The organism is Dactylosporangium sp. NPDC049525, assembly GCF_040676755.1.
Taxonomy (GTDB): Bacteria; Actinomycetota; Actinomycetes; order Mycobacteriales; family Micromonosporaceae; genus Dactylosporangium.
On sequence record NZ_JBFAPO010000014.1, the window covers coordinates 118,945 to 143,254 of the forward strand.

Genomic DNA, 24,310 nt, shown 5'->3' on the forward strand with positions numbered 1-24,310 from the left:
CATGCCCGACGCCTGGCAGACACTCGCCGTCGACGCCGTCACCCTCAACAACGCCACCGCACGGGAACCCGCCGACGCCCGGGCCGCCGACGAACTGCTGACCTCCACCGTGTTCCGCGACATCGCCGCCGGCCGCGCCGGCGAGCGGGTCGGTGCACTGGAACGTCACCTCACCGAACCGCAACCGGCCGGCCGGGACCTGTTCCTGCTGTTCGCCTACCACCCCGACACCGTGCTCCGCGACGTCGTGCCCCAGATCCGGGTGGAGTCCACCTGGGCGGTCACGGTGTGCCTGTATGAGGCGTGGTGGCGGCTCGCGGCCACCGGCCGGCTGAGCACCGTCGAACCCCGCGGACAGCAGGCCGCAGCCGGTTACCTCGCCCGCACCCGCTGGCTGCTCTACACCTGGCCGTTCCACGCCGGACCCGGCGACAGCGGCCTGACCGCCGAGGACCTCATCGCACTTGACGGCTCACGGGCAACACTCGTCACCCGGGCCCGCCAGGCCCGCGAGGACTGGCTGACGGTCCTCGACACGGTCGAGGACCACTCCCTCCTACTCGCCGACATCACCCCGGAGAACGACATCCGGCGGCTGCTCTCCCACCCGATCAACGTGCCGGCGCTGAACGCCCCACGCGCCCCGGCCGTCGGCGACCCGGTCGACAAAGCGGTCTGGCGTCACACCGTCCGGCTGCACCTGCTGCCCCGCTTCGCGGTCGGCGCCGCCTGGCAGTTGGCCTGGCGGCTCACCGGCGGACTGGGCCGCGGCGCGCTGGTAACCGCAGCGTTGGCCTTCCTCACCGCGCTGACGCTGCTGGGCCTCGGTCTGGGACGGCACTGGCCACACGACACCGCCTGGATGCTCACCATAGCCACCCTGGCCGCAGGCGTGGGCTACACCGCCGTCACCGTCGCCGGGATCAGCGAACGCGCCGCGTCCTGGCCCTGGCTGCTGCGCCAACCGGCCAGCGCAATGCTTGGCGTCGTCGCGCTGCTCGCGTTGCAACCGGACTGGTGGCAGGCCAGCCAACCACGCACCGCCGTGATCGCAGCCGGAATCCTGGTCGCGCTCGCAACCGGATACCTCACGATCGAGGCCGGCAACCACGGCGTGTCCCGCGGCTGGCCGCTGCTACGCCGGGTCACGGCCGTCGCCGGGCTCGGCGCGATCCACGCGGTGCTGATCAGCACGATCGCGCTGCGCTGGCTCGCCCCGGCCCTGTCCGAGGGCGGAGCCGACATGACCTGCCTGTGGTCACCGCACGGCTGCCCGGCCCCCACCCTCCCGCCCGGCCCCGTGTTCGCGCTCGCCGCGGCCTGGTGCTTCGCGGCCGGCGTGTTCAGCCAGATCCTGTGGGACGACCAACCGTACACAGCCCCGCTGGCCCACCTCGGCTGGCGAAAGGGAAGGTGACCTTATGCCGCGCTGGACGCCGCTGCACCTCCACCTCGTCACCCCCGCTTTCGTTGGCCAACCACCCACCCCCGGCCCGCAGATGTTCCCCGTCTCCAGCATCCGCGGTGTGCTGCGCTACTGGCTACGCGCCCTGGCCGGCGCCCACATCGGCGACAACCTCAGCACCCTCGCCCGCGCCGAGACCGCGGTCCTCGGCGCCGCCAACGACACCGGCCAGCCCTCACCGATCCTGCTCCGACCCGCCAAAGCCGTCACATACCAGGCCCCGAGCGCCGCCCACACGTGGCTCCCCGGCACCACAGCGTCCGCACCAACCGGCTACCTGCTCGGCCAAGGGCTCTACGACGCCCGAACCAGACAACTCCTCCGTCCGTTCCTCGCACCCGACACCGACATACCACTACGCGTGAAGAACCTCGCCGGCGATGAACAATGGACCCTGTTCCTCGCCGCGCTGTGGGCACTACGCACCTTCGGCGGCATCGGCGCCCGCTCCCGCCGCGGCTTCGGCACCATCACCCTGCCCGACAGTCACACCCTGCACCGCGCACCACAATGGATCACCAGAGACGACGACCAGGACCTGCCCCAGGTACTCCACGACGTCGGTGAAGCACTCACCGCACTCGCCATCACCGCCGATCCCGGACCGGACCCCGCACAACGGCCCCGCTATCCCCACTTCGACCTCGGCGACCCCCCGGACTGGTACGGCACCGTCGACGACCAGCTCAACGCGAACACCCCCGGCACCGCCCTGGCCGAGACCGGCTGGGCACTGCGGTCCTTCCGGCTCGCCACCACATCGGACCGCGACGACGACCACGACGACACCGACCGCCCCCGACCAGGCGAAGGACCCCGCAACAGCGTCGACTACCGCGAGATCACGAAGCCCTACCTCAACACCGGCCGCCCCGGCCACACCATTCCGATCAACGCCGCGCTCGGCCTACCGATCAACTACAGCGATCCCGCACCCGGCGGGGGGACCGCCCAGCGCCGCTCAGCGGTGATCGAGCCCCTACCCCCAACACAATCAAACCCCAACGCCCAGGCAACCATGGCGCCGCGCCCCGGGCCGCCGAACCCTGCAGCAATGGCCGCGGCACGAGCACACCGCCCGGCACCCCCCACTGCGGCGCTCCGCCGCGCCTCACCCCTCTGGCTTCGGGTCCACCACAGCGGAAACCGGTGGAAGATCCGTTCCCTCGCCCTCTACGCCGAATGGCTCCCAGCCGGCGCGAGCCTCCGCATCCGCGACACCACCAGCGAGGACCTGCGAACGCACACCCGCCACCCATCCACGGGCGTGCCCATCCCCACCCAAGACACAGTCGACGACACCCTGGCCGCCTGGTTTCGATGGATCGGCCGTCCATGACAAACGGTATGAGGCCTGCGGCCGCCGTCACATCGCATCACCGCCAACTGATATCGGGCCGGCAACATGGCAGCTCAACACCCTTCCGAGCCGACTCCACAACAGCGCATTTTGGGTTCGATCCATGATCGGTACATCGGACACCAAGCGGACGCTGATCATGGGCAGGTCCGTGTAACGACATTTCTCCTGGTCAACGCGAGTGTTGAGGAAATAATGTGACGGAGCGCATGTTCGGATCTGGCAACTTGATCACGGTCTATGCAAACGACCTGCAGACGCCCTGGTCAGCAGGCCGGCCAGAACGATAGGGTTCACTCGCAGCGAAAGCCCGCAGGGCATAGAAACCCAGGCCACCACTGGATGTGGATATCCTTGCCGGTTGTTCACGCGCAGCGAGAGCCCGCAGGGCATAGAAACGGCGACGATGGTGTAGCTGACCCATTTGCGAGCCACGGTGTCCATACGTGGATCTGCCCAGACAGAGGCCGCCCTCGTGGCCGGCGGCGACGATACCGCTTCTTGCTGCAGCGCTCGGGCTGCGACCAATGGATTGTGGGCGAACATGAACGGCGTCGTCGGCCACGGGCTGCCCGCGGACGCCACGACGGATAGCCGGCGAAGATCTTTCAAGCGACCGGCCATGCCCTCGCATTTATGGGTGAGAAAGGACCGTGCCCGCGCGGCCGTCGCGGAGTAGGTGGTCTTCCCGGGCGTCGGGCCGGGACGCACATTCTATGCCCAGCGGGCTTTCAGTTCGTCCTAACGCGTTCGAGTTCACGCTGAGCCCGGCGGCGCAGCTGAAGTTTCTATGCCCTGCAGGCTTTCAGTTCATCTGAACAGGGCAAGCAGGAGACGATCTTCGACGTCAACGACCGTTTCTATGCCCTGCGGGCTTTCAGTTCATCTGAACGGCTCGCGGAAGCAGTAGCTGACCCCGGAAGCTCCCTGTTTCTATGCCCTGCGGGCTTTCAGTTCATCTGAACTACTATGCAGCAGACGCCTACAGTGACTTTGCGCTGTACGTTTCTATGCCCTGCGGGCTTTCAGTTCATCTGAACATACATTAAAGTGGAGCATGGGTACATGTTAGTGTTTCTATGCCCTGCGGGCTTTCAGTTCATCTGAACCCGGCCCTCGAGGCCGCTGGCGTGACCTACTTCAACCCGTTTCTATGCCCTGCGGGCTTTCAGTTCATCTGAACTCTACCGTTGTGGCGAGGCGTCTGACCAGCACTTCTGTAGGTCGTTTACACGGACCGTGATCCACTGCTCGGTTCAGACCGTGTCCCGCACCACAATACTTCCTCAGCACCCGTGTCTACCAGCGCGAGCGTCGTTGCACGGACCTGCCCTTGATCGACGCGTGTCCGGTGTTCGATGTACCGATCTTGGAAACCGTCGTCGTTGGTCAAAGGGCTACCGCCGGCACGTTCCTCCGGGATCCGGTCGCCGATGACATCGTTCGAACGGCGGTGTTGGCGATGGCGGAGAGTCCATCGAGGTCTCGAGCGGCGGCGCGACGCAGGGCGGCCGGCATGTTGGCCTCGGCTGTGGTGATGGCGGCAGTGAGGCCGATGCATGTCGACTTGCGCTTGCAGTAACTCGTCGTGCTTGACATATGAACCCTTATCACACCACGCGCTGAAGTCCCCGCCTCCGGATGATCATCCGTCCCTGTCCTGGCCCAGGTCCGAGAAACATGGACAGCCAGGGCCCGGCACAGGTTCCCGAACTGCCGCTCACCCGGCTGGCTCAGTTGATATACCACCGGACCACCAATAGGCGGAGCAGCAGCACTGGTAGCGGCTACGCCCTCGGTGAGCGACCAACCGGGCATGCGTGGGCCCCAAGAGGTGGGTTGCCGCCCCTGCCGTGCCCGGCGACCCCGACGGGGCGCTGTGCGCACCGCGGATCGTCGGTGAAAAGTTGATCAGAAGAGGGAATCGTGGCCCCCTCTGCGCTCGACGAGGGGCCAGTACCTTGAGGTCCGTTCTTCGATGGTCTGCATGATGCGGTCGGCCGGACCGCCGGTGGAAAGCATCATCTTCGGGGCGACATCGAGGGCATAGTGGGAGAATGACTTGGAATCAGTGGCAATGACCTTCCACAGCGCTATTTTGTTTGGCTGCGGGTCGGGAGCGTCAACCAGTTCGATGACATAAATCCAGGCAGGTGGGAATTCGGATTCCGTGACCTCGGGATCTGACTCACGCAGTTGCCAGGTACCGTCCGGTCGGGCGTCGAGCGTCGGCCGTCCAAGATGGGCCTGCCACGATTCCCAGACCGGCTTGGGAAGGATTAGAATACATCCTGCGGATTGCCCGTGGAGGCCGATCTGAAATTTGAACATCATTTGATAGAACGTTCGCTTGAAGATGTTGGACAGATTGGGTGTCTCAATTCCCTTCCCTGCCACCGTCGGGTCTCGCGCGACTTCGGCATGAAAGTCGACGCCCTCCGTCTTCAAAGTCTCCAGTAAGCCATATGTGGCATGGCCATAGCTGCCATGAAAATCGGCAGTCTGGATTTCGACGATGCCGTAGCGCCCGAACTTGATCCCGGGGCCATCGGTGACCAGCTCGACGAGCGTGATGTCGAAGCTGAAGCTGAGAGAATCCGCCCCTCGACCCAGGTCGATTTCGCCGCCGAACTTTTCGTGGAAGAATACTACTGTTGGGGTGCCGGAAAGGATGTTCGCATGGAGTTGCTGGCGTTCCTGCGCGTCGCCGATCGCTGTCGCGGGAACCAATGCGATGTCCGCGGATGGATCGTGTCCGAACAACCGCTTGGCAGCGTCTGCCAGCAGGGGGCGGTCGAGTACTCGGTGGGGGCACACCGGCCAGTCCCGTCGCCCAGCAGGGGTGTTGGTGTTGATCGTGCAGACGCCCCGGGAGGCATCCGCGGGCTTCGTGCACTCGCGCTCGATGCCAGTCATCGTCGAGAGGAAGGGGCAGGTACGCCCCTGCTGCGTACGCAGGACGGCGGGTCCGCTGGCAACGCGGGGGAACAGCCGGTGCCCAAACCACTCAGCGACATAGTTGCCACGGAAGGGCTTGAGCTTCCGTGGCGTCGCTGCCTCGTCACTGCGGTCTTGTTCGATGCTCGGCTCAGTCACGCCCTACAGTGTGCCCGGCACCTCTGACAAGAAAGTCGTGAAGGCGTCGACCTTGCAGACTTCGGCACGCCTCAATCCAGGAGTTGACCCTGAACCATACTCGTGTTGGACCTCGCAGCCTGGGAGAACTCGTCGGTGAGCTCGAAGCCCAACGCCCGCCGGCCCGATGCGACGGCCACGCTGAGGGCGCGCCCCGTGCCGCAGAACGGGTCAACGACCAGGCCGCCCGGCGGGCACGAACTGATGATCCGGGGCCGGATCAGCTCAGGTGGGAACGTTGCAGAGTGTCCGTCTGACCCCGCTCGGACGTTGACCGTCACCACGTCGCGCGCGCCGTCCTCCACGGCAGTGACGTCGTAGTAGTAGCTGGCACGCCCTTCCTTCGGTCTCTTTACGAAGTGGAAGAAGTGCTCGTGCGCCAGGCGGAGACGGTCCTTCTCCGGGCGTGGGGGCACGTTCGGTTTGTGCCAGATGAGGTCGTTTCGGAGGATCCAGCGGTGTTGCTGCATGGCGATCGCGAAGCGTGCAGGCACCATGAGAAGCTGCTTCTCCTGACGGTGTCCGCCCATTGGAGTTTTCCTGCGCATGCGAGGATTGCCGCCCATGCCTTGCCTGCCGTCCATGCGGATGCTGGACCAGCGGGCAAAGTAGGTGTCGCCGATGTTCACCCACATGCTGCCGCCGGGCTTAAGCGCGGAAGCCCCACGTTGGAATACCTCGACGAGATGGTCCACGAACCATTCGGGCAGAGGTTCCATACCAAGGAGGCCGCCGTGCAGGCGGTACCAGTCGTAACTGGGCGTATCCGAGGAGTGGTTGCCTTCAGCTACCCACTCCGCCAGGATCTCTTCGTTGTGGTCTTGACCGTAGGTCCTCAGCCCCCAGTAGGGCGGCGAGGTGATGATCAAGTCGACCGACTCGTTGGGCAGTTTGGCGAGCAGGTCGTAGGCGTCACCCTGCCATACCTCTGCGACGACGTCGCGGGGCGGCTGGGGCGCGTTGGCGACTAGCTCAGCGGTCATGTCCGGCATTCTAGGGCCGCTCACCCTGTACCTCCCCTCGCCAGGCCTCCGGTGTGGCGAATCTTCGCCGAACGCGGGACCCTGGCTCGCCGGATGCGGCTCCGGTTCGTAGTCCCCGCATCACGATTGGTCATATGGCGGCTGGTTCGTTGTAGTGCCTGGAAGTGGCCGGAGGCGGGGTTCGGCACGCCGGCACATCGAAAAGAACTCATGATTGTAACTTTGCACCACCCAGGTTTCGGTTTGTCTGCGATGCGATTCCGTCCTCACGCGATCTGACCCCATGCGTAATTTCGAGTCAAGTCGCACGCACATTGAACTCTCCGATAACCGGGAGACTCATGTAGTCGCTGCAACAACCGTCGGTCGCAGCGGCACGACTGTACGCAATTTCACCGTGTGCGTGAATGCGGGTCCAGGTCTGACGAAATCGAACGCAGATGCCGCGGTAAGGCCGCATCGGACCGAGGCGGGGCGCTGTCCACTCGGCCGCCGGAAACGAGGTTCAACGTGGGGCGTTGATCTGGGGTACCGAGCAGTTGGCGAACGCGGGGTAGCGGCCACCGCAGTTCGCCGGCCAGTTCGGGCATGGTAAGGCCGTGGTCGCTTGCCAGCTCGAGTGCTTTGCGGAGCAGGCTGGGCTGTTCGCCGGGGAACCCTTCGATCGGTTCCGGTTCCGGTTTCATCTGGTTGAGGCGTTGGTATGCGCGTTGGGCGGTGGTGTCGGTGTAGAGGCCGATTTCTCGGCAGCGGTAGATCAGGCTGCTGATGGAGACTCCCCAGGTTCGCTGTAGGTCGGCGAGTGCAGGGAAGTTGACGCGTATTGGCAGCTGCGGTACGACGGTGTCGCGTGGGGTGAGGAACTCGGCGGCGAACGCGTTTGCGTCGCGCTCGTGGCCAGGGTCTCCAGGGATTGCGTCCGCGTGCAGGACCAGGTGGCCGAGTTCGTGTGCTGTGGTGAACCGGTGTCGATAGACGTCGGCGGTGCGGTCACGGCTGATCACGATGAACGGCCGAGGTAGGCGTGAGGTGGAGAACGCGTCGACGGTGCGAAAGTCGCCGTCGGCTGGGGCGTGGACCACGACGATGCCGTGGATCTCAAGTGTTCTGACCAGATGCGGGACCGGGCCGGTACCCAGGGCCCACAGGTGCCGCAAGCCGCGAGCCGCCTCGACCGGGTCGGTCGACAGGCTGGCGCCGGGAGTGATCTCCCCGCCGGCGAAACCTGGTAGGTCGACATGCGGGAGTTCGACCCGGCGTTCGAGGGCGTAGATGAGCTCCCACACTTGTTCGGTGAAGGAGACTGCTTTAGCGCGTTGATAGGCACGTGTCTCGCGCAGGTGCCGGAAGTGGGCGGCGGATGCGTCGAGCCTGGCGTAGGGCCTGCCGATCTGGAAGAACGCCACTGGGTAGCCGAGACGATCGGCGAGTGCCGTGAGGATCTCCGGACCGGGCCGTGTGCCGGCCTCGTACTGTCCGACTGCGGCTGCGCTGACACCGGCCTGTTCGGCGAGTTCTTTCTTCGTCAGTCCGGCGAGTTGGCGGGCCTGCGTGAGCCGAGCCGGGTCGAACGAGCGGGCGATGGTAACGGCGGACCCGGCCGGCAGCACCTCCTTGGCATCGGCTACGGAGAAGAGGTCGTCGGGTTCGTCAGTCCTGGACATCGCCGCGCTGCTGATCCGGCTGATTGCCCGGCGGGATAAGCCCTGCCCGCTCGGCCGCTGTACGCGGCTTGACCAGCGGAGCACCCATTTCCGCTTGGTCGAACCGGTGCGTGGGCGTCTCGGCGCGCACGCTGGTGACGACCCGCAGTCCGGGAATGGGGGTAGCGGACGGCAGGGGCAATGGCTGTGCGGTGACCCACTGCGCCGTGGCGTCGGTGCTCACGCTGACTTGACCCCATCCGATGTTAAGCAGTCCCTGCCGCTCGTGGGCGGCGTAGTAGACGATCACGATACCGGTCGGCTGGATACCGCGCAGGAGGTCAGGTGCTGTGTCGATGACGTCGCTGCCGAGGTCGAACCCGTCCAGGACGGGCTGCGTATGCGAAGGTTCGGGTCCGAACTGTCGGGCCAGCTCAAGCGTCGTCTTGTTGATCTTCCTCAGCGCTTGCGGGCTGTCATAGGCAGTGGCGAGGTCCTTGGCGTACTCGACGGGCAGGATCACGACGTTGTTGACCAGCACGACGTGGTAGCTCTTCCCGAACGGGCGCACCACGTGCGCGTCGGGGATCTCTCCCAGGTGAGTGGCCAGTTCTTCGTAGCGGGCGGGCCAGCCGCCACCGAAGGCATGGCGGGAGGACAGGCCGACGACGTCGTGGCCGTCCATCTGCCGTCTCACCGCGGCGTGGATCGCCGCCGGGATCGAGGTCATCAGCGCGGTGGCGAGTTCGGTGCCGAACATCGATGCCGCCCACGCGGCCGGCCTGGTCTGACGTCCCATCGGGTCACCTCCACGCTTTACCCCTATGCAGAACCCTAGCACTCGTGCTTTAGTTTTTCGCAGAAGTACGGCACTTCGGTGTCGTGGGGGTTACTGTCAGCACCACGCTGACGGAGTCGCGGTCACCGATCGCACAACATGTCCGGCTGCGCCGCTGCGGTAGACGGCAGCGTGCAGCGCCGGACTGGGGGGTTATGCATGGTACTGGGCATACAGCGGTTCGGTCGCGACGCGACCGTGACCGCGGTGACGCACGCCGCGAACGTTTGGACGTCAGCGGATCCGATCGGGCAGCGGTGGCGGCGGGTCGCGGAGCTGCACGGCCTGGTCGGCATCGCTCATCTCATCCGGGGCGAGCCGATGCCGTCACTGGTGCAGTTCGTTGACGGGCTGACCGGACCGCTCGCACCGTTGTTGCCCGCGGCAGTGCGCCAAGCCTGCGACGACGTCCTGCTCATCGAGCAAGACCAACTGTCCCCGGCGGCGGCCGACCTGTTGATGGAGAACCTGGCACCGTCACTCGCACCGCACGACGTCGCCGGATGGTCGATCCCCCAGCTGGGTGCGGAGAAGGTGCAGGGCTGGCTGTACGGGCAGCTGCTCGACACCGGTAGCGAGGACGGCTACCGCCGGGCCCGCGAGACCGTCATCGGCAACGCTGCCGGTGTGATGCACGTCGTGCTCGACGCGATCAAAGCCGCCGGGCTTCCCAGGGACGGGCTGGTGGAGCAGATCCCGGCCTGGGCCTGGGTCTTCCACGAGGGTGAGCGCTACTGGTTCGGCTGTCCGGTGTGTCGCTATCCGATGAAGGCCCAGCTCGGCCGGGTCACATGCCTGTACCCGCCGCACGACAAGGCCATCGGCGGACCTGTCACCGTGCGCACCCCGAAGAGACGTCCGCCCAATGTCGGCGCGTGGAATCAACAGCGGGTCGCCGACCTGGGCGGCATCGGCGTCATCCAGGCGGCCACCGTGGAGGGGCATGTGTGCCTGGTCCGGCCGGCGTGGCGGTACTCCGTAATTCCCGGTTGCGAGGAGATCCGGTTGTACAAGCTGCTGACCGCGATGCCGGACGTGTCGGTGACGCTCTGGCCCTATACCGACCGCTACGACCTGCATGTGGAGGCGGGTGGTCGGCGGGCGCCGTGGCGGGTGGACGTGAAGGACTACGCCGACCCGGCGAGGCTCGTCACGGAACTACTCAAGAAGGATGCCGTGCGGGACACGTCCGTCGTGATCGTCGTGCCCGACTACCGAAGCAGCCAGGTGGGTGTGCTCAACGAGCGGCTGCGCCAGCAGCTCGGCACTCGACGGACCGTTGCGATGACCTCGGCCGTATTCCTCAAGACGGTGGCGAAGGCGGTAGGCGCGTGACCGGCCGACCCCGACACCACAGCGCGCCGGCACAGCATCTGACCGGCCCGTCGCTTCGTCTCGCGCTCGGCCTCGCCGAGTGCCTGCTGCCGACCACCACGTACGACGGTATCCCCGCCGTCGACCCGCGTGATGCCCGGTTCATCCTGTCCGGGCAGTTGGGTGTCTGGGACCGGTGGCGTGACGGGCTGTCCCCGGAGCATCGGCACATGATCGACCGGCTGCTGGCGCTTCGCCCACGCCGTTTGGCGACCGAAGGCGGCTTCCGGGTGAGCCTCGAGGTCCATCTCCGCAACGGTCGCTCACCCCGCTACGATCCGCTCGGAGACCTGCTGCAGGTCACCGACGGCATCCCGGTTGCGCAGCTCCTGACCACTGCCCTGGCCGATCTCGAAGCTGCCGCGTCCCCGCCGGCAGCACCGCCGGTGGCACAGCCAGGCCGGACCTACAATTCCTCGGTCTTCCTCACCGGAGCCGGCCGTGAAGAGTACCGGCGCAACACCTACCAGATTCCCGAGGTTCCACCGGCCGCAGCACAACCGTCGCCGATCCCGGTCATCGACACGCCGGCCCCGCAGCAGCTCGTCCTCGACATGATCCAGCTGCGCGACACCGCGCGACGGATCGACGAGGCCCGCGCAGGGGCGTCGTTCAGCCTCTTCGAGGCGCTGCAGTCGTTCACCACCGAGCTGCGCGGCCCCGACGGGCAGCCTCTGCAGCGGCTGGAGCTGGTGGCAGGTCCCCTCACGCTTGCGGTCGCGCCGACCGGCTCGGGCAAGAGCATCCTGATGCGGGTCGCCGCCACCCACCTGGCCGAGCAGGGCCACATACCGGTGCTGTTGACCCCCGACATCGAAAGCACCCTAGCCCTCGTCGCCGACATCCGCAGCGACCTGGCCGCGCTGCATCTGGACCTACCCGTCACCGCGTTGATGTCGTCACGTCGTCTGATCGACGTCGCAGTTCGCCGCAGCGACGACGCTCCCGGCGACATCGGCCGTGCCCGCTGGACCTGGGAAGAGATCGGATACTCATGCCTACTGCCCGCCGATGACGGCGCGGCCTGGCAACCCGGGCAGGAACCCTGCACCGACCTGCAGGAACCGGGTGAGGAAGGGCGGCACCGCTGCCCGATGATCGGGGTCTGCCAGAAGTGGGCACCGTGGCGGCAGGCCGCCGGCCCGGCCCGCATCATCGTCACCAACCACGCCTACTTCCAGCAGGGCTCCCTACCGGCGCCGGTCATGGTCAACGGCCAGACCAACGGTCGTATCAGCGCCCAGGAACTCCTGCTGCGCCGCGCGAGCATCATCATGATCGACGAAATCGACGCCTTCCAAGCCCATGCGGTCAGCCGGTCCGGCCGCACGCTCGTGCTGGCCCGGCGTGATACCCAGCGGCTCCTGCTCGCCAAACTCGACGAACAGCGCCAGGAGCAGGTCTTCTCCCGCAACGTGCCCCGTGACCTCGAGCTGGACTTCCAGCGTGTGATCCACCGGCTGGAGTTCCTCTCCGAACGCTACCTGGCCGCGGTCGTCAACGAGTTCATCGACCCTCGCGACCCGCTCGGTCCACGTCAGGCACGCCTGCACCTGCCCCGCCGCTGGGACAACCTGCTCGCGTGCCGGCTCTGCGGCCTCGACGAGCTGGAGGAACGCCCCAGCGACGAACAGCTCGACCATTTCAGCAGCCTGTTCACCGTTGTCGACCCCGCAACCCTGCCCGACGGGTGGACGGCGCTGCGCCAACAGTTGCGGCTGGTCGTGTCCGACCATCCCGACGCCGACCGGATCGACCAACGCCGGCAGGACGTCATCGACGCGCTGGGCAAACTGCCCGACGTTACCGTCGCCGACCCGCTGCAGACGGCGCACCTGCTGCTGCGCCGGGCGTTCCTCGGCGAACTGCAACAAGGTCTGGCCGAGCTGGAGCGGCTCCTGCCGCTCATGCGTGACAGCGGGATGCGGCTCGCTGACGACGTCGAAGCCGCACTCGACCGGGGCTCCGCATGGCAGGCCACGCCCGAAGGCCCGATCGGGCGGGCGGTCTTCGGGTTCGCTGTCACCGGAGACCAGAACGATCCGAGCGAACGGCAGCTCAACGCCGAAATCATCTCCGGCGACCCGCACGCCTACACCGCCGAACTGGGTATGACGACCGCGCCCGCCCTGACCGGGGCGCCGCGCATCGTGCTGGGCATGTCCGCAACGGCCTACCTCCCCGGCGCGCCCACCATCCACGTACATACCGACGTCGCCTGCTACTACCCCGACGATGCCACCGCCGGTACAGGCAAACTGGCAGTCAGTAACGCCGCCGTCAACGACGCCACCAACCGCGGCATCACGGTCTCCGGCGCCGCCCGCAACCGCAAAGCGCAACTGCTCGCCGACATCGGCGCCGCGCTCTGGGAGCAGATGCTCGAGCCCCGGCTCACCAACCTCCGACAGCACCCGCAGCGCCGCGACCGGGCCCGGGTCCTGCTCGTCACGAACTCCTACGAGCAGGGCGTTGAGCTGTGCCGAGGCCTGATCCGTGGCGGCGCCCACCGTGCCCGCATCGCTGTCGCCGTGCCCACGGACGGGCCACGTGACCTGCAGATCCCCGACGATGTGCTGGCGCTGCCCGCCACCCGGCTCAGCACCTTCCCCGACACCGGCCGCGACGTGCTCATCTCCCCGTTCGCCCGGGTCGCCCGCGGACTCAACATCGTCGTGGGGCGTCGCTCAGCGCTCGACTCGATCTGGGTCTGCGTCCGCCCGATCAAACTCATCGACGAACCGGCCGCGCTCGTCGCACACTCCGGCGCCCACGCCCGCCGCAACCGCCACCCCGCCGTCGACCCACGCCGCGAACTCGATGCCCGCCACGACCTCGCCGGCAAACACCTCGAAAAGATCAACCGCTCGAACCCGGCATTCGGCCGGCTACCCGCCGACGTCCGCACGGCCATCTTCGCCGACGTCCTCGCCGACCTGATCCAACTCGCCGGCCGAGCCCGCCGCGGTGGCACCGACACCACGCTCTACCTCGTCGACAACGCCTTCCACCGCGGCGGCGCCGCCCCCGGCAGCGACTTCGTCTCCCTCGTACGCGCGCTACACCGCCACTGGCAGGACACCGTCGCACTCGACCAGGTCAAAGCCATCTATGGCACCACGCTGGACGCATTCCTCGACTTCGCCGGACTAACCGACAGGACCCGCTAGCCATGCGAACCCTCGCCTTCCCCTACACCGACGCCATGGCGCGCCCCGTCTGCTGCTACACGTTCACCAGCGACCTCAACGACAGCTGGCAGGACCTCACCCGTCGGTACACCCGCGAACCCAAACAGTTGCCCTACCGGGACCTCACCCTCGCCCTGCGCTACGTGTCCCGCGACTACGCCACCATCCGCAAAGACCCCGGCAGCGCCGGCTCGCTGCTGCTGACCCGCAAGAAACTCGACCCAGACATTCTCAGCCGGCTGTTCGCCGCGTTTGAACGCGCGCTCGCCGCCCGCTACGGCAAGCCGTTCGACGACATCCTCGCCACCCAACTGCGCGATCTGCGCCCACGGACCGTGAAGATCGCCAACCATCTGCAAGCCGGCGGGAATGCACCCGCCTGGGTCTACGACGTCGCCACCTGGCACGCGATCGAACTGCTCAAGGGCAAGTTCAAACTCCCCAACGGCGAGCACATCGTGTTGAGGCCGGACACTGACGGCAACCTCGTAGCCTTCGACCACCCGCTGCCCGAACAGCATCCCCGAGGCGAACAGGGCATCCACTACATCAGCTGCACCCCGATGACCCTCCCCGGCTACCCCGGGATCCTGCTCAACCTCGACGCACACATCAGCGCCACCACCGGCTGGCCCGGCAATGCCCGCAGTCTGTGGATCGCTCCGGACGACGCCGGCCTGCTCCTCACCTCGAGCCAGACCTACGACCGCGTCCGCAACATCAACCTCGTCACCGGCATGCTGCCCGAACTCACCGACTCCTTCGCCATCGACGGAGTACCCACCGAGTTCACCGCCGCCGACCTGCGCGACGCGAAACCTCGCATCCGAGCACGGCACGCCACCACACCCGACCGCCACCCGATCGCCGCAGGACCTGGACGCAAGTTCCTGGAAACGCTGCTCGAACACGCCACCGCCCGGCTCGGCACCGAATCCCTGACGCTCGACGATTCGAAGATCCGCAACCTCGACGCGCCCTCAGCGACCGGCAACGACCCCGCCGACACCCTCAGCACGGCCATACTCGCCGCCGCGCATCCGTTGCAACTGTCGGTCGTCTACACCGACGACATCCAACGAGCCAGAGCCGCCACCGCCATCACCGACCTCCTCGACATCGCCTCCGGAACCCTCACCACCAGCACTGCAACCCTGCTCAACGGCTCGCTCACCGTCACGTTCACGAGCGCCCCGGCAGCCGCCCTGATCGACCCGGGACCGGCAGACCGCCGCACCGACCTCATCGCAGATATCTGTCAGCACGTCGCACCCGACGCGCGCCACATCGCCCTGCTCGACACCAGCAGGCAGCAAGCGGCGAAAGGACCCGACACCGACGATCCCAAGCACCAGATCCGACAAGCACTCGCCGCGCGAGGCACCGTCAGCCAATTCCTCGACACCGCCTCCGCCCCAGCACCCGACAAGACCGACCACCCGGCTCGAGCCGCCCTCCGCGACCTGCTTCGGGCAGCCGGCCTCACCGCCACCACACCCACACGTGCGTTTGCCAAGCCCTTCACCGCACACCAGCCGTGCATCGTCGTCGGCATCTCCAGCCACGAACGGCAACGCCCCGCCCGGCGGACGGTCAGCCTGGCCGCACTCGTCACCGACGGCAGCACCGCCCCCTGGCAACTGCTCGGCTACCACCCCGACGCACACGGATGGAACGAACTGCCCAACGCCATCGCCGCCCACCACGCGACCGTCCTGACCCGATTCGACCACCGCGACGCCGAGGCCCGCGCCAGCCACGCCCGCGACTACGCCGAACGGGCACTGCACCAACTCCGCGCCCGCTTCGACGACCTGCCCATCGTCATCTACCTGGACACCTCCGAACGGTTCCCCGTCTGGCCCGGCCTGCCCAACAACAACCTCGCATCCACCGAGCCAGGACGCCTTCCCCACCTGGCCCTGCCCAACCGACACAACATCGCAGTCATCCGCGTCGGCACCTCAACCGGCCGGAAACTCCCTCAACCCGTACGAGACCTCGTCGCACGACAAGGCACCGACCCGGCCCTGGTCCCCGGCAGCACCAAGCTGTACCACCTGCCCGGCAGCACCGCAGACGTCTACTACCTCGTCAATCGATCCCGCAGTGACCAGGCCAAAGACTTCGGCGTACGGCCTGGCCACCGCATGACCAGGTTCGAAGTGACCTCGGACGAAAACGCCCTGAGAACCCCATGGCATGCCATGACCTGCACCGAATTCGTCGTGCTCGAACACGGAAGCTTCAGCCGCGAACAGCTCGCTGCGCTCAGCGCCCGCCTGTGCGGCCACCCACTCTCCTGGGACGGTCGAACCTCCCTACCTGCCCCGGTCCATCTTGCCGTCCAAATCCTCAACGACCACCCCGACCGCAATATCAACTCAAGCGCCATGTCCGGCCCCCACGCGCAGACTTCGCGACCTCGGCGCATTTGACAGACCCCCTTGGGACTGCCCGGGCAAGGGTGTAAGAAGTCATGCCGGGTGGCGGCAGTCAGTCGGCGGCTGGGCGGGGGACGATCGTCGGTGGGCGATGAAGGTTCCTCGTGCTCGGCCGCCTGCGCGAGCCGCCGCCACCACGACCACGGAGGCGCGCTGACTTGTCACCGGCTTGCGAACCAGGCGTGGTGGAATGTCCGGTGCCGGATCTCCACCGATACTTATGACCGCGGCGCATTCGTACCTCTGGCTAGGAGGGCGCAGCAAACGCCAACGCCGCTTCGACGCTCATCCCTGACGAATACTCCGAACAGCTCACCGACAAGACCGTCGCCCGCCAGGCCGAAGCGATCGCCAAAGGCGATCGGTGTGTCGCCGGGCATCGTGGCCGGTCGGCTCAGCCATCTGCAGCAGAACTTTGACGCGGTATTTCAAGCTCCGGCGCAAACTGCAGGACGTCACGTCGTAGTCCCTGCGTCTGGGCGTCGGTCGGGACATCCGCTGCGGCGTCCCCGGCGGTCATCGGCCCGGGCCGTTCGATGTCCGGTCCAGCAGCTGGCCGATAAACATGGCGTGGCGCAAAGTGGCCCAGGTCCGCCTCTTACAGAACAACCTCGCCTCCACCCAGCCCGGAAGCCTTCCCCACCTGTAGCAACGGTAGAGTGTTTGCCGCGGACATCGATACGCGCGGTGCCAAGGTCGCAGCCACCGCCTGGTTGGTGGGTGTTGAGCCGGATGACTTCAGTGTTCGTTGCAGGTCGTCGAACTGCCTTCGAATGCCCACAGCGGCAGGTCCAGGTAGCAACGAGTGCAGCGGCGCGTTGTCACCTTCCGGTCGCTGGCGGGTTCGCAGTCACAGCGGCCGCACGTAGGGCACTGCGGTTCACCGCAATGGTCGCAGGGCGGCTTCCACGCGGTGAACTCTTTGTCGCACGCTTCGCAGTAGCCGCTGTGGCCGACCGGGCCGCTGTCCAGCGGCACTGGAAGCGCATCCCATGCGGGTGAATCGGTCACCCACACCGCGAAAATGTAGCTGCCGGCTGCGACCGCCTCGAAGTGCATCTCACTGGACCGCACACCGCTGAGGAAGTCCGGTCGTTCGACACCTCGGGCGGTGCCACCCCGCAGCGCCTGCTGCAGCTTGACACCGGTCTGGACGCTACCGCGAGCGATACTGAAAAGGTCGCCGTGTCGGGCGGCGAACTGGCAACGCCCGTTCGTATCGAGCAGCATGACGTAGCCCGGTGCCGACAGTCGTTGCGCCGCGGCAACACAGCATGCCTCGCGGGAGGCTGATGTCGCCTGCCACAGGTCGACCACCGACGCCGCGTTCACCCCGTTGACGAAGGTGGTGGTGACCATGTCGAGCGGCAGTAAGATCGCTGCGGCGAACGCATCGACGAGGTCCTCCTCGATGGACGCGCCGCTGTCGGGCAGGTCCCAGAATGCGTCCGTTATCGCGGTGACGCGCGTGCAGAGGTGATGCCCGAACTCGTGCAACGCTGAGAAGGCGCACCGACCCGGTGATGCGTCCCTGGCCACGGTGATACGCGGAGGGTTGTCCCTGCCGTTGTAGAGTGCCGCGACCGAGCAGTCGGAGCCGATAGCGGCTGGCTCGACCCAGGTGAGCACGATGTCGTCGACGGTGGGGATGACGGCGGCTGGATTGTCGGCCAACTCGCGAAGGTCGACGCCGATCCCGGCTAGATGCGCGAGCATCAGCGGAACCAGTTCGTCGACCAGCTTCGACCGACTGCCGGACGTGCCTGTGGTCATCGTCGTCCTACGAGGATTCTCCCAGCTCCGCGAGGCGGTGCTGGAGATAGATGTCGACTTTTGCTGCCCAGCTCGCCTGCGCTGAGGTGGTTGAGGCGGATGCCGGCCGGCTGGACACGGTGCGGGCGGCGTGCGTCGAGACAGATTCTGCCGCCGCCCACCGTTGTGTGTCCTCGGTGCCATCCGCCTGTGCCAGCCGCCGTAGGGCCAGTCGACGGTGGGGGCTGCTCACTTCGACGACTAACTCGTCGTCGAGAGCAGGATTCGCGTCCAGCACGGTTTGCGCATCGGTGTCCAGGTACGGTGCTAGCTTCTCCGCTTCGGCCCGCGTGACACGGCCGCCCCGGTTGATCCGCATGAATACCTCCATGCCGATTCCGGTCTGTTCTGCCAGTGCGCTGGGTCGCAGGCCGAGATCCCGAACCCGCTGGGCGAGCGGCACGACCTCCCCTCGCGGACTGCCGGGAATGCAGGCGGACGCACCGACCAGCACGGTGAACGACGCGGCAATCACCGAGCGGAGTTCCCGTCGATCCAGATCGCCGTCGTCCAGCGCGCAGCCGTAGGTCAGGTTCGGTGGGACACCGCTACCTCGGCGCCATGCTCGCCATACGTCACGGGCGGCGTCCGGCGGTGGAAGCTGCGCCGCAGCCTGCTCATTGTCGAGCGTCGGGCGGCTCGCTGGCGCGATTAGTCGGTCGAAAACGAACAGCGGAACGGTGCACTCCAGGCTGAAACAGACCGCGATGGCTGTGTCGAGTGCGCTGGCCGTTGGTGGGAGTAGCACGCTGTACTCGTCAGCGGCGTTGACGTCCGTCGTCACCGGTGCGACCGTCACCCACCACCGGTCGATCCCGACGACAACGGCGAGTTCGGTGACCTGTCCCCATCGCAGTCGCCACAGCTGTCCGGCGGAGACGTCTTCACGCGCGATGGCATCACCGGTCAGCGCCTGTAGCTGCGGTGTGAGGCGGGTGAGGTGGGCCAACGCGGCAACGCCGCCCGTCTCGGCCCGTTGCCGGGCTGCATGCAGGAAGTCGTCATCGTCGAAATCGTCACGGTGGCGTTCGGCTGTCTGCTGACGCTGCTGGCACCAGCCACACTCGGCCAGGTGCTTCAACCCCGACGCTGCCGGGGACAGCAGGTCGACATCGAGGAGATGCGCGTCGGCGACCGCTGCCGGCGGGTTTACGTCGACGTCGTGGAACCCCGTTTGGGTGAAGGGCTGGACTGCCGCTCGAGACCGACGGTGCTCGGGCGCTGGGGCGCCGGTCATCGCTGTACACCGGCCGGGCGAATCCCGGCCTGTCGGAGTGGTGGATTCGCGTGTCGATAGCTCACCATGCGTCTGTCCTCCCGCAGTGAACGTCCCGAACTTTCATTCCTGCTCCATTAGCTGTGTACGTAGTTAAGACGGCGCACCGTCGCGAACTGTCCGGCACCCGCAGGTGACCTCTTGGCATGCCGTGGAGTTTTATCGGAATTATCGGGACTGCTACGTGTCGTGTGGTCGCGGCGCTGCTAGCCCTTGGGCCGTGCTGAGCATGTCGTCTCGGTGAGCTTCGGCGCCGAGGACATGACCTGCGATCTCGCGCACCCGGGCGGCGATCTGCGCTGCGGCGCTCTTGCCCAATCCGGTGCGGTCCGCGATCCGACGGACCGGCTCGTCCAGGTATGCGAGCACGAGGCGCTCACGCGGCGTCAGCTGCGCGAGCAGCCGTTCGGCCCCGGCGAGGACCTCTGCTTCGGTCTGCGCGTGATCGACCGTATCCACCCCAGGCAGCCATGGATCGACGTCGTCGACCGGAGTGATGACGGGGGTCGGGCTGACCGCGAAGCGGGCGGCGATGACATCGGCGAGGTCCCCGATGGTCAGCGACGCGCCCGCCGCCCGCAGGACTGCCTCGCAGACAGCCGCCAGGCTGGTGGCCTCGGCCACCGGCGACTCCCGCCGCGCGTCCGCACGCCACCGCACGATCGACACCTCAGTGACCTTGTACGCCGCAGTCACCAGGTCGTTCAGCCGGCCGTTCCACACCCCGGGGGTCGTCCCGTCGGCCAGCTCGATGTTCTGGCCCGCGCCCGGTTGTCCCGCCGGCACCACCGCGAACCGCGGATCGTCGTTGAGGACCTCACGCAGCCGCCGGATCAGCCGGCCTTTCGTCGTGGCTCGGGCACGGTCGCGCAGGAAGTTGCGGACCACCTGCTCGAGCAGACGGCGGAAGCTGCCGTCGTCGTGCGCCTTTACGGCGAGCTCGACGAGTCGCTGTGGTCCACGGGCGTCGGCGAACACGTCGTGGGCGGTCTCCTGGATGGCGTCGAGCGTCCATGACGGATGCCCGTCGGGCGGTGGGAAGTTGCTCGCCCGCGCGACGGCGCGCACGCACCGGTACAGCTCGACGGTGGCCTCTGTGCCGAACACGCCGTCGCGCTGCAGTTCCTCCCACGCGGTCATGAACGCTCCTCATAGGCGCGGATGATCCGGTCGAGCAGTGCGCCGCCCATCTTGGCGTGCTGTCCGACCTCCTCGTCGTCGTAGGCGGCGAAGTTGACCCGGTACGAGCGCCGCGGCTGCCACCAGCCCTGCCGGTCGCAGAGCAGCTCCAGGTCTTTGTCGTGCCAGATGTCATGGCGGTGCGGCACGAGGAGCTGGCTGGTCCGAGTCACGACGATACAGACGCGTTCCACGGGCAGGACCCGGACGACGACCGTCGGACGGCGCGCATGCTCGTCGTGCTCGTCGTAGTAGTCGCGGGGCAGCACCGCCACCAAGCCGATGTACGGCTGCCACAGCTTCTGCCCGGGCCACGTCATTGTGGACTTCTCCTACCTGCCGCCGGACAGGCGTCGGCGAACGGCGCCATACAGCATACGGACCCGTCCGGCCGGGTCGCGGCGCCACTCCGGACCTCGCGTCGAGGCGGCACGATCCCGAACGGGTTTCACCATGGCTGCCCCATGCCGTGGTGCGCCTGGCTCTCTCGCGTCGTCGCCCCGACGCAGGGCAGCGGCGCGGGAGAGAGAGCCGATTTCGGAACAGGGCCGGACAAGTCGGTGCGGTGCGCCGTCACACCAGGGCGAAGCACCGGCGCCGGAGTGCCCGAACCGGGGCATCACCAGCGCACACGCCCCTCAGGGCGCCAACCAACTGTGACACGAGGAGAAGCCGATGACCGCTGAGGTCGAGACCGACAAGCCGCACCCGGGCGGCCCGCACATCACGGTGACGGTGTTCGCGCCGCGTTCGCCGGACCCGAAGTCGTTCACGTTCCGGCGCAACGACACCGTCGGCGAGGCCGCGCAGCAGGTCGCCGCCGCGTTCGGCTACCAGGGCGGCAATCCGTCGCTGGCGACCGACGAGCAGGTGGTGCTCGACCGGGCCAAGACTCTCGCCGGCGCGCATGTGCGTGACGGGGACGTGCTGCACCTGGTCGACGTCGGCGGCGGGGTCTGACGTGATCCCCACGGTCGTCACGTCCGCCGTGATCACCGCCGAACTGCCGGCAGTGCATGCCTGGGCGGCTCGCCGCCCAGGCTGGACCGTCTGCATCGAGGACGCCCAGCCGATGCTCGTCCTCGACGCGGTACATCCGGTCACCGGTAAGTCGGTGCGGATCACCGCGGACCTGTCCGGATATCCGGCGGTGCCGCCTGCGTGGCGCTTCGCCGACCCCGCCGGCGGGCCGTCGGCGCCGTTCCCGCAGGCCGGCAGCAGTGGCGTGGTGACCGGTTCGATCTTCCACTCGAACCGGGTCATCTGCGCGCCGTGGAACCGGCTCGCGTACGCCGAGCACAGCGGCCCGCACGGCGACTGGGGTGCCCTGACGAACTGGAAGTCCGCCGGCGAGGGCTACACCAAGGCCGACACGATCGCCGACATGCTCAGCCAGATCTACCTGCACCTGTCGATGAGCCCGGGGATGAGTTGATGACCGTCTACCGCCGTACGACGCTGCCGACCGGACCGGCCATGGGGCGGCTGCTTGTCGCCGAGCAGGTCCTCGCCCCCACCCGGGCGGCGTTGCAGGCCAGCAGTGGTGAGCATCGCTCCCACGAGGGCCTGGTCTTCTGGCTCGGCCGCAACATCGGCGCCGACACCGTCGTCGTCGCCGTCGTGGCCCCGCCGACCGAGCACCGCCGCGCCGGCGTGTTCGTCGCCGAGCAGGCGGTCGCGGCCACCTCCCGCGCGGCCCGGGCCGCCGGTCTCGGACTCGTCGCGCAGGTCCACAGCCATCCCGGCACCGACACCCGCCACTCCGACGGCGACGACCAGCTCGTACTGATGCCCTACGACGGCATGTTCTCCCTCGTTGTCGCCGACTACGGCCAGGGCAGCATCCTGCCGGCACACGGAGCCGGACTGCATCAGTACCAGCAGCACCGCTGGGTGCACATCACCAGCGATACCCTCGTGGTGGTGCCGGCCGTTGTCGGGATCGGAGCACTGCGGTGACCGGCCGCCGCGACACCTTCTACACCGAGCGGGATCGACGCACCCGCCAGTACGGCGGGCACGACGACGCGCTGGAACGCCCGGTGTGCATCATCGTCGGTTCCGACGTCGCCAGCACCCGGGCGGGGCAGACGGCACTCCTCGCCCTAGTCAACCTCGCCACCCGAGTCCATCGCCGCGTCCACCTGCGCGTCCCGACGGCAGCCCTCCTGGCGCCGGGTCTCGTGCCAGCCGCCGACCTGGGCACCGCCGCCGCGGCTACCGCCCGGGCCATCAACCCGGTCATCGACCTCACCACCGACCCCGGGGCGACGGACAGGGACGGCGCCATCACCATCGGCCTTGGCCGTGAGGTACCAGAGGATCTTGAACTCCACCTCGGCTGGGCGGGCGGACGCGGACAGCTCACCACCTCCTACACCGCCGGTATCTGGGACCCGACATCCGTGTTCGGAGCGGCCACCGCAGCCGTACTCGGTGCCACCGCCCTGTTTCGCGCCGCCCACGATCAGCCGATCCGCGGCACCCGGTTCAACCCAGTCGAACTCGCCGCCGACGATCAGGCAGGTACCCGCGACCACACGGGCCCGATCGACGTCGGCGCCGTGCTGGTCATCGGAGCCGGCGCCGTCGCCTCCGCCCTCGCGTACTGGGCCCGGCATGTCGGCACCGTCGGCGCCGGATGGGACTTCGTCGACGCCGACATCGTCGAGCTGCACAACACCAACCGGTGCATGACCATGACCGCTGCGCACGCCGGCTGGCCCGACGGCGAGCCGACCAACACGCCGCAGACCAAGGCCCACGCCACGGCCTGGGCAGTCAACGGGCACGCCCACGACCAGTGGTACGACCAGTGGCAACCGGACCACGACGAACAACGCCACGATGTCGTGCTGACCCTGGCCAACGGTCGAGGCGTCCGCGCGGTAGTCACCCAACGCGGGGAGCCGCTCCTGCTGCACGCCACGACCTCGGCGAACTGGACCGCAGAGCTGCACCGCCACCTGCCCGACCGTGACGACTGCCCCGCCTGCCGGCTACCGGACAGCACCACACCGCAGATGGCGTGCTCCACCGGCCCGGCGGTCCCCGACCAGCCGGACAGCCCGGACGCCGCCCTGCCGTTCCTGTCCGCAGCCGCCGGACTCCTTCTGGCCGCCGCGCTCGCCGACATGCCGGCCACAGCGGCACTGGCCGGCCGGTTCAACCACTGGCAGTTCGACCTCACCCTGGCCTCGCCATTGTTGCAACCACGACAACACCCGCCGCGCGAAAGCTGCACGCACCAGCTGCCAGCCGCGGTGCGGCGCGCCGTGCACACTGTGCGGCCACGCCGGTGGGATCACCTCGACGTAGACCCGTCGTGACGACCATAGGGCCTATGCGCGCCGTCCACCCTTCCAACGCCGTGTCGACGAAGCCGCACGCACAGCTTGCACCAACGAGTGGCATCGACCGCCGGGGCGCGCCGACCCGCCGGACCCGCATACATGAAGGCTGTCGGCAGTTGGGGTCAAATTGGACGTCGACAGCAACGTCAGCTGGCCTTTGGGCATGGCCGTGGCCCTGATCCTGGACCTGGTGACGCGCGAGAAGTCGCTGTCCAAGAAGATGATCTAGATCTCGAAGGGCGCCGCTGAGGTGCCCC

The 24,310-nt window shown here is 67.4% G+C and carries 17 protein-coding genes and 1 CRISPR repeat array; of the genes, 9 read left to right on the forward strand and 8 right to left on the reverse strand.

Annotated features, from left to right (window positions below; genetic code table 11):
• The first annotated feature begins 1 nt into the window (after nucleotide 1).
• Complete coding sequence (locus tag AB0K00_RS21780) at nucleotides 2-1,417, forward strand: hypothetical protein (RefSeq protein ID WP_363523306.1); 1,416 nt, start codon at nucleotides 2-4, stop codon at nucleotides 1,415-1,417.
• A 4-nt stretch (nucleotides 1,418-1,421) separates the two neighbouring features.
• On the forward strand, nucleotides 1,422-2,804 hold the full coding sequence (gene cmr1 / locus AB0K00_RS21785) for a type III-B CRISPR module RAMP protein Cmr1 (RefSeq protein ID WP_363523308.1): 1,383 nt from the start codon (nucleotides 1,422-1,424) through the stop codon (nucleotides 2,802-2,804).
• Between the two features lie 731 nt (nucleotides 2,805-3,535).
• A CRISPR array of direct repeats spans nucleotides 3,536-4,008; the repeat unit is 36 nt; unit sequence GTTTCTATGCCCTGCGGGCTTTCAGTTCATCTGAAC.
• 728 nt (nucleotides 4,009-4,736) lie between these two features.
• On the opposite strand, the gene AB0K00_RS21790 is transcribed toward cmr1, so the two are convergent.
• The 4 genes from AB0K00_RS21790 to AB0K00_RS21805 all read right to left on the reverse strand — a co-directional run bounded on the left by AB0K00_RS21790 (nucleotide 4,737) and on the right by AB0K00_RS21805 (nucleotide 9,385).
• On the reverse strand, nucleotides 4,737-5,921 hold the full coding sequence (locus AB0K00_RS21790) for a hypothetical protein (protein ID WP_363523309.1): 1,185 nt from the start codon (nucleotides 5,919-5,921) through the stop codon (nucleotides 4,737-4,739).
• A gap of 71 nt (nucleotides 5,922-5,992) precedes the next feature.
• Nucleotides 5,993-6,943 carry a DNA methyltransferase gene (locus AB0K00_RS21795; protein ID WP_363523310.1) on the reverse strand — a complete coding sequence of 317 codons (951 nt, stop codon included), beginning with the start codon at nucleotides 6,941-6,943 and terminating at the stop codon, nucleotides 5,993-5,995.
• Between the two features lie 392 nt (nucleotides 6,944-7,335).
• Complete coding sequence (locus AB0K00_RS21800; RefSeq protein ID WP_363523311.1) at nucleotides 7,336-8,607, reverse strand: XRE family transcriptional regulator; 1,272 nt, start codon at nucleotides 8,605-8,607, stop codon at nucleotides 7,336-7,338.
• Nucleotides 8,594-9,385: a hypothetical protein gene (locus tag AB0K00_RS21805; RefSeq protein ID WP_363523312.1), complete on the reverse strand. Its 792-nt coding sequence runs from the start codon at nucleotides 9,383-9,385 to the stop codon at nucleotides 8,594-8,596. Before AB0K00_RS21805 ends, AB0K00_RS21800 begins: the two co-directional genes overlap by 14 nt.
• A 246-nt stretch (nucleotides 9,386-9,631) precedes the next feature.
• Between AB0K00_RS21805 and AB0K00_RS21810 the strand changes: the two genes are divergently transcribed.
• Genes AB0K00_RS21810 through AB0K00_RS21820 form a run of 3 tightly spaced genes read left to right on the forward strand, consistent with a single transcriptional unit; the run spans nucleotide 9,632 to nucleotide 16,427 of the window.
• Nucleotides 9,632-10,759 carry a hypothetical protein gene (locus AB0K00_RS21810; RefSeq protein WP_363523313.1) on the forward strand — a complete coding sequence of 376 codons (1,128 nt, stop codon included), beginning with the start codon at nucleotides 9,632-9,634 and terminating at the stop codon, nucleotides 10,757-10,759.
• Nucleotides 10,756-13,968: a hypothetical protein gene (locus AB0K00_RS21815; RefSeq protein ID WP_363523314.1), complete on the forward strand. Its 3,213-nt coding sequence runs from the start codon at nucleotides 10,756-10,758 to the stop codon at nucleotides 13,966-13,968. Before AB0K00_RS21810 ends, AB0K00_RS21815 begins: the two co-directional genes overlap by 4 nt.
• A 2-nt stretch (nucleotides 13,969-13,970) precedes the next feature.
• Nucleotides 13,971-16,427 carry an RNaseH domain-containing protein gene (locus AB0K00_RS21820; RefSeq protein ID WP_363523315.1) on the forward strand — a complete coding sequence of 819 codons (2,457 nt, stop codon included), beginning with the start codon at nucleotides 13,971-13,973 and terminating at the stop codon, nucleotides 16,425-16,427.
• 744 nt (nucleotides 16,428-17,171) lie between these two features.
• Here the strand turns inward: AB0K00_RS21820 and AB0K00_RS21825 are convergent.
• From AB0K00_RS21825 to AB0K00_RS21840, 4 genes are all read right to left on the reverse strand, one after another.
• Entirely contained in the window at nucleotides 17,172-18,206 is a 1,035-nt protein-coding gene (locus AB0K00_RS21825; RefSeq protein WP_363523316.1) for an ImmA/IrrE family metallo-endopeptidase, read from the reverse strand.
• A 7-nt stretch (nucleotides 18,207-18,213) separates the two neighbouring features.
• Entirely contained in the window at nucleotides 18,214-19,482 is a 1,269-nt protein-coding gene (locus tag AB0K00_RS21830; RefSeq protein ID WP_363523317.1) for a hypothetical protein, read from the reverse strand.
• A 219-nt stretch (nucleotides 19,483-19,701) separates the two neighbouring features.
• The gene (locus tag AB0K00_RS21835; RefSeq protein ID WP_363523318.1) at nucleotides 19,702-20,661 is read right to left on the reverse strand and encodes a hypothetical protein; all 960 of its coding nucleotides are present in this window, start codon (nucleotides 20,659-20,661) and stop codon (nucleotides 19,702-19,704) included.
• Complete coding sequence (locus AB0K00_RS21840; RefSeq protein ID WP_363523319.1) at nucleotides 20,658-21,020, reverse strand: hypothetical protein; 363 nt, start codon at nucleotides 21,018-21,020, stop codon at nucleotides 20,658-20,660. The genes AB0K00_RS21835 and AB0K00_RS21840 overlap by 4 nt, the downstream gene beginning before the upstream one ends.
• 355 nt (nucleotides 21,021-21,375) lie before the next feature.
• Between AB0K00_RS21840 and AB0K00_RS21845 the strand changes: the two genes are divergently transcribed.
• The 4 genes from AB0K00_RS21845 to AB0K00_RS21860 are packed head-to-tail and all read left to right on the forward strand — an operon-like array spanning nucleotide 21,376 to nucleotide 24,029.
• Nucleotides 21,376-21,660, forward strand: a complete 285-nt coding sequence (locus AB0K00_RS21845) for a hypothetical protein (protein ID WP_363523320.1) — start codon at nucleotides 21,376-21,378, stop codon at nucleotides 21,658-21,660.
• A gap of 1 nt (nucleotide 21,661) precedes the next feature.
• Nucleotides 21,662-22,135, forward strand: a complete 474-nt coding sequence (locus tag AB0K00_RS21850) for a hypothetical protein (RefSeq protein WP_363523321.1) — start codon at nucleotides 21,662-21,664, stop codon at nucleotides 22,133-22,135.
• Entirely contained in the window at nucleotides 22,135-22,659 is a 525-nt protein-coding gene (locus AB0K00_RS21855; protein WP_363523322.1) for a Mov34/MPN/PAD-1 family protein, read from the forward strand. Before AB0K00_RS21850 ends, AB0K00_RS21855 begins: the two co-directional genes overlap by 1 nt.
• Complete coding sequence (locus tag AB0K00_RS21860; RefSeq protein ID WP_363523323.1) at nucleotides 22,656-24,029, forward strand: hypothetical protein; 1,374 nt, start codon at nucleotides 22,656-22,658, stop codon at nucleotides 24,027-24,029. Before AB0K00_RS21855 ends, AB0K00_RS21860 begins: the two co-directional genes overlap by 4 nt.
• Nucleotides 24,030-24,310: the final 281 nt, after the last annotated feature.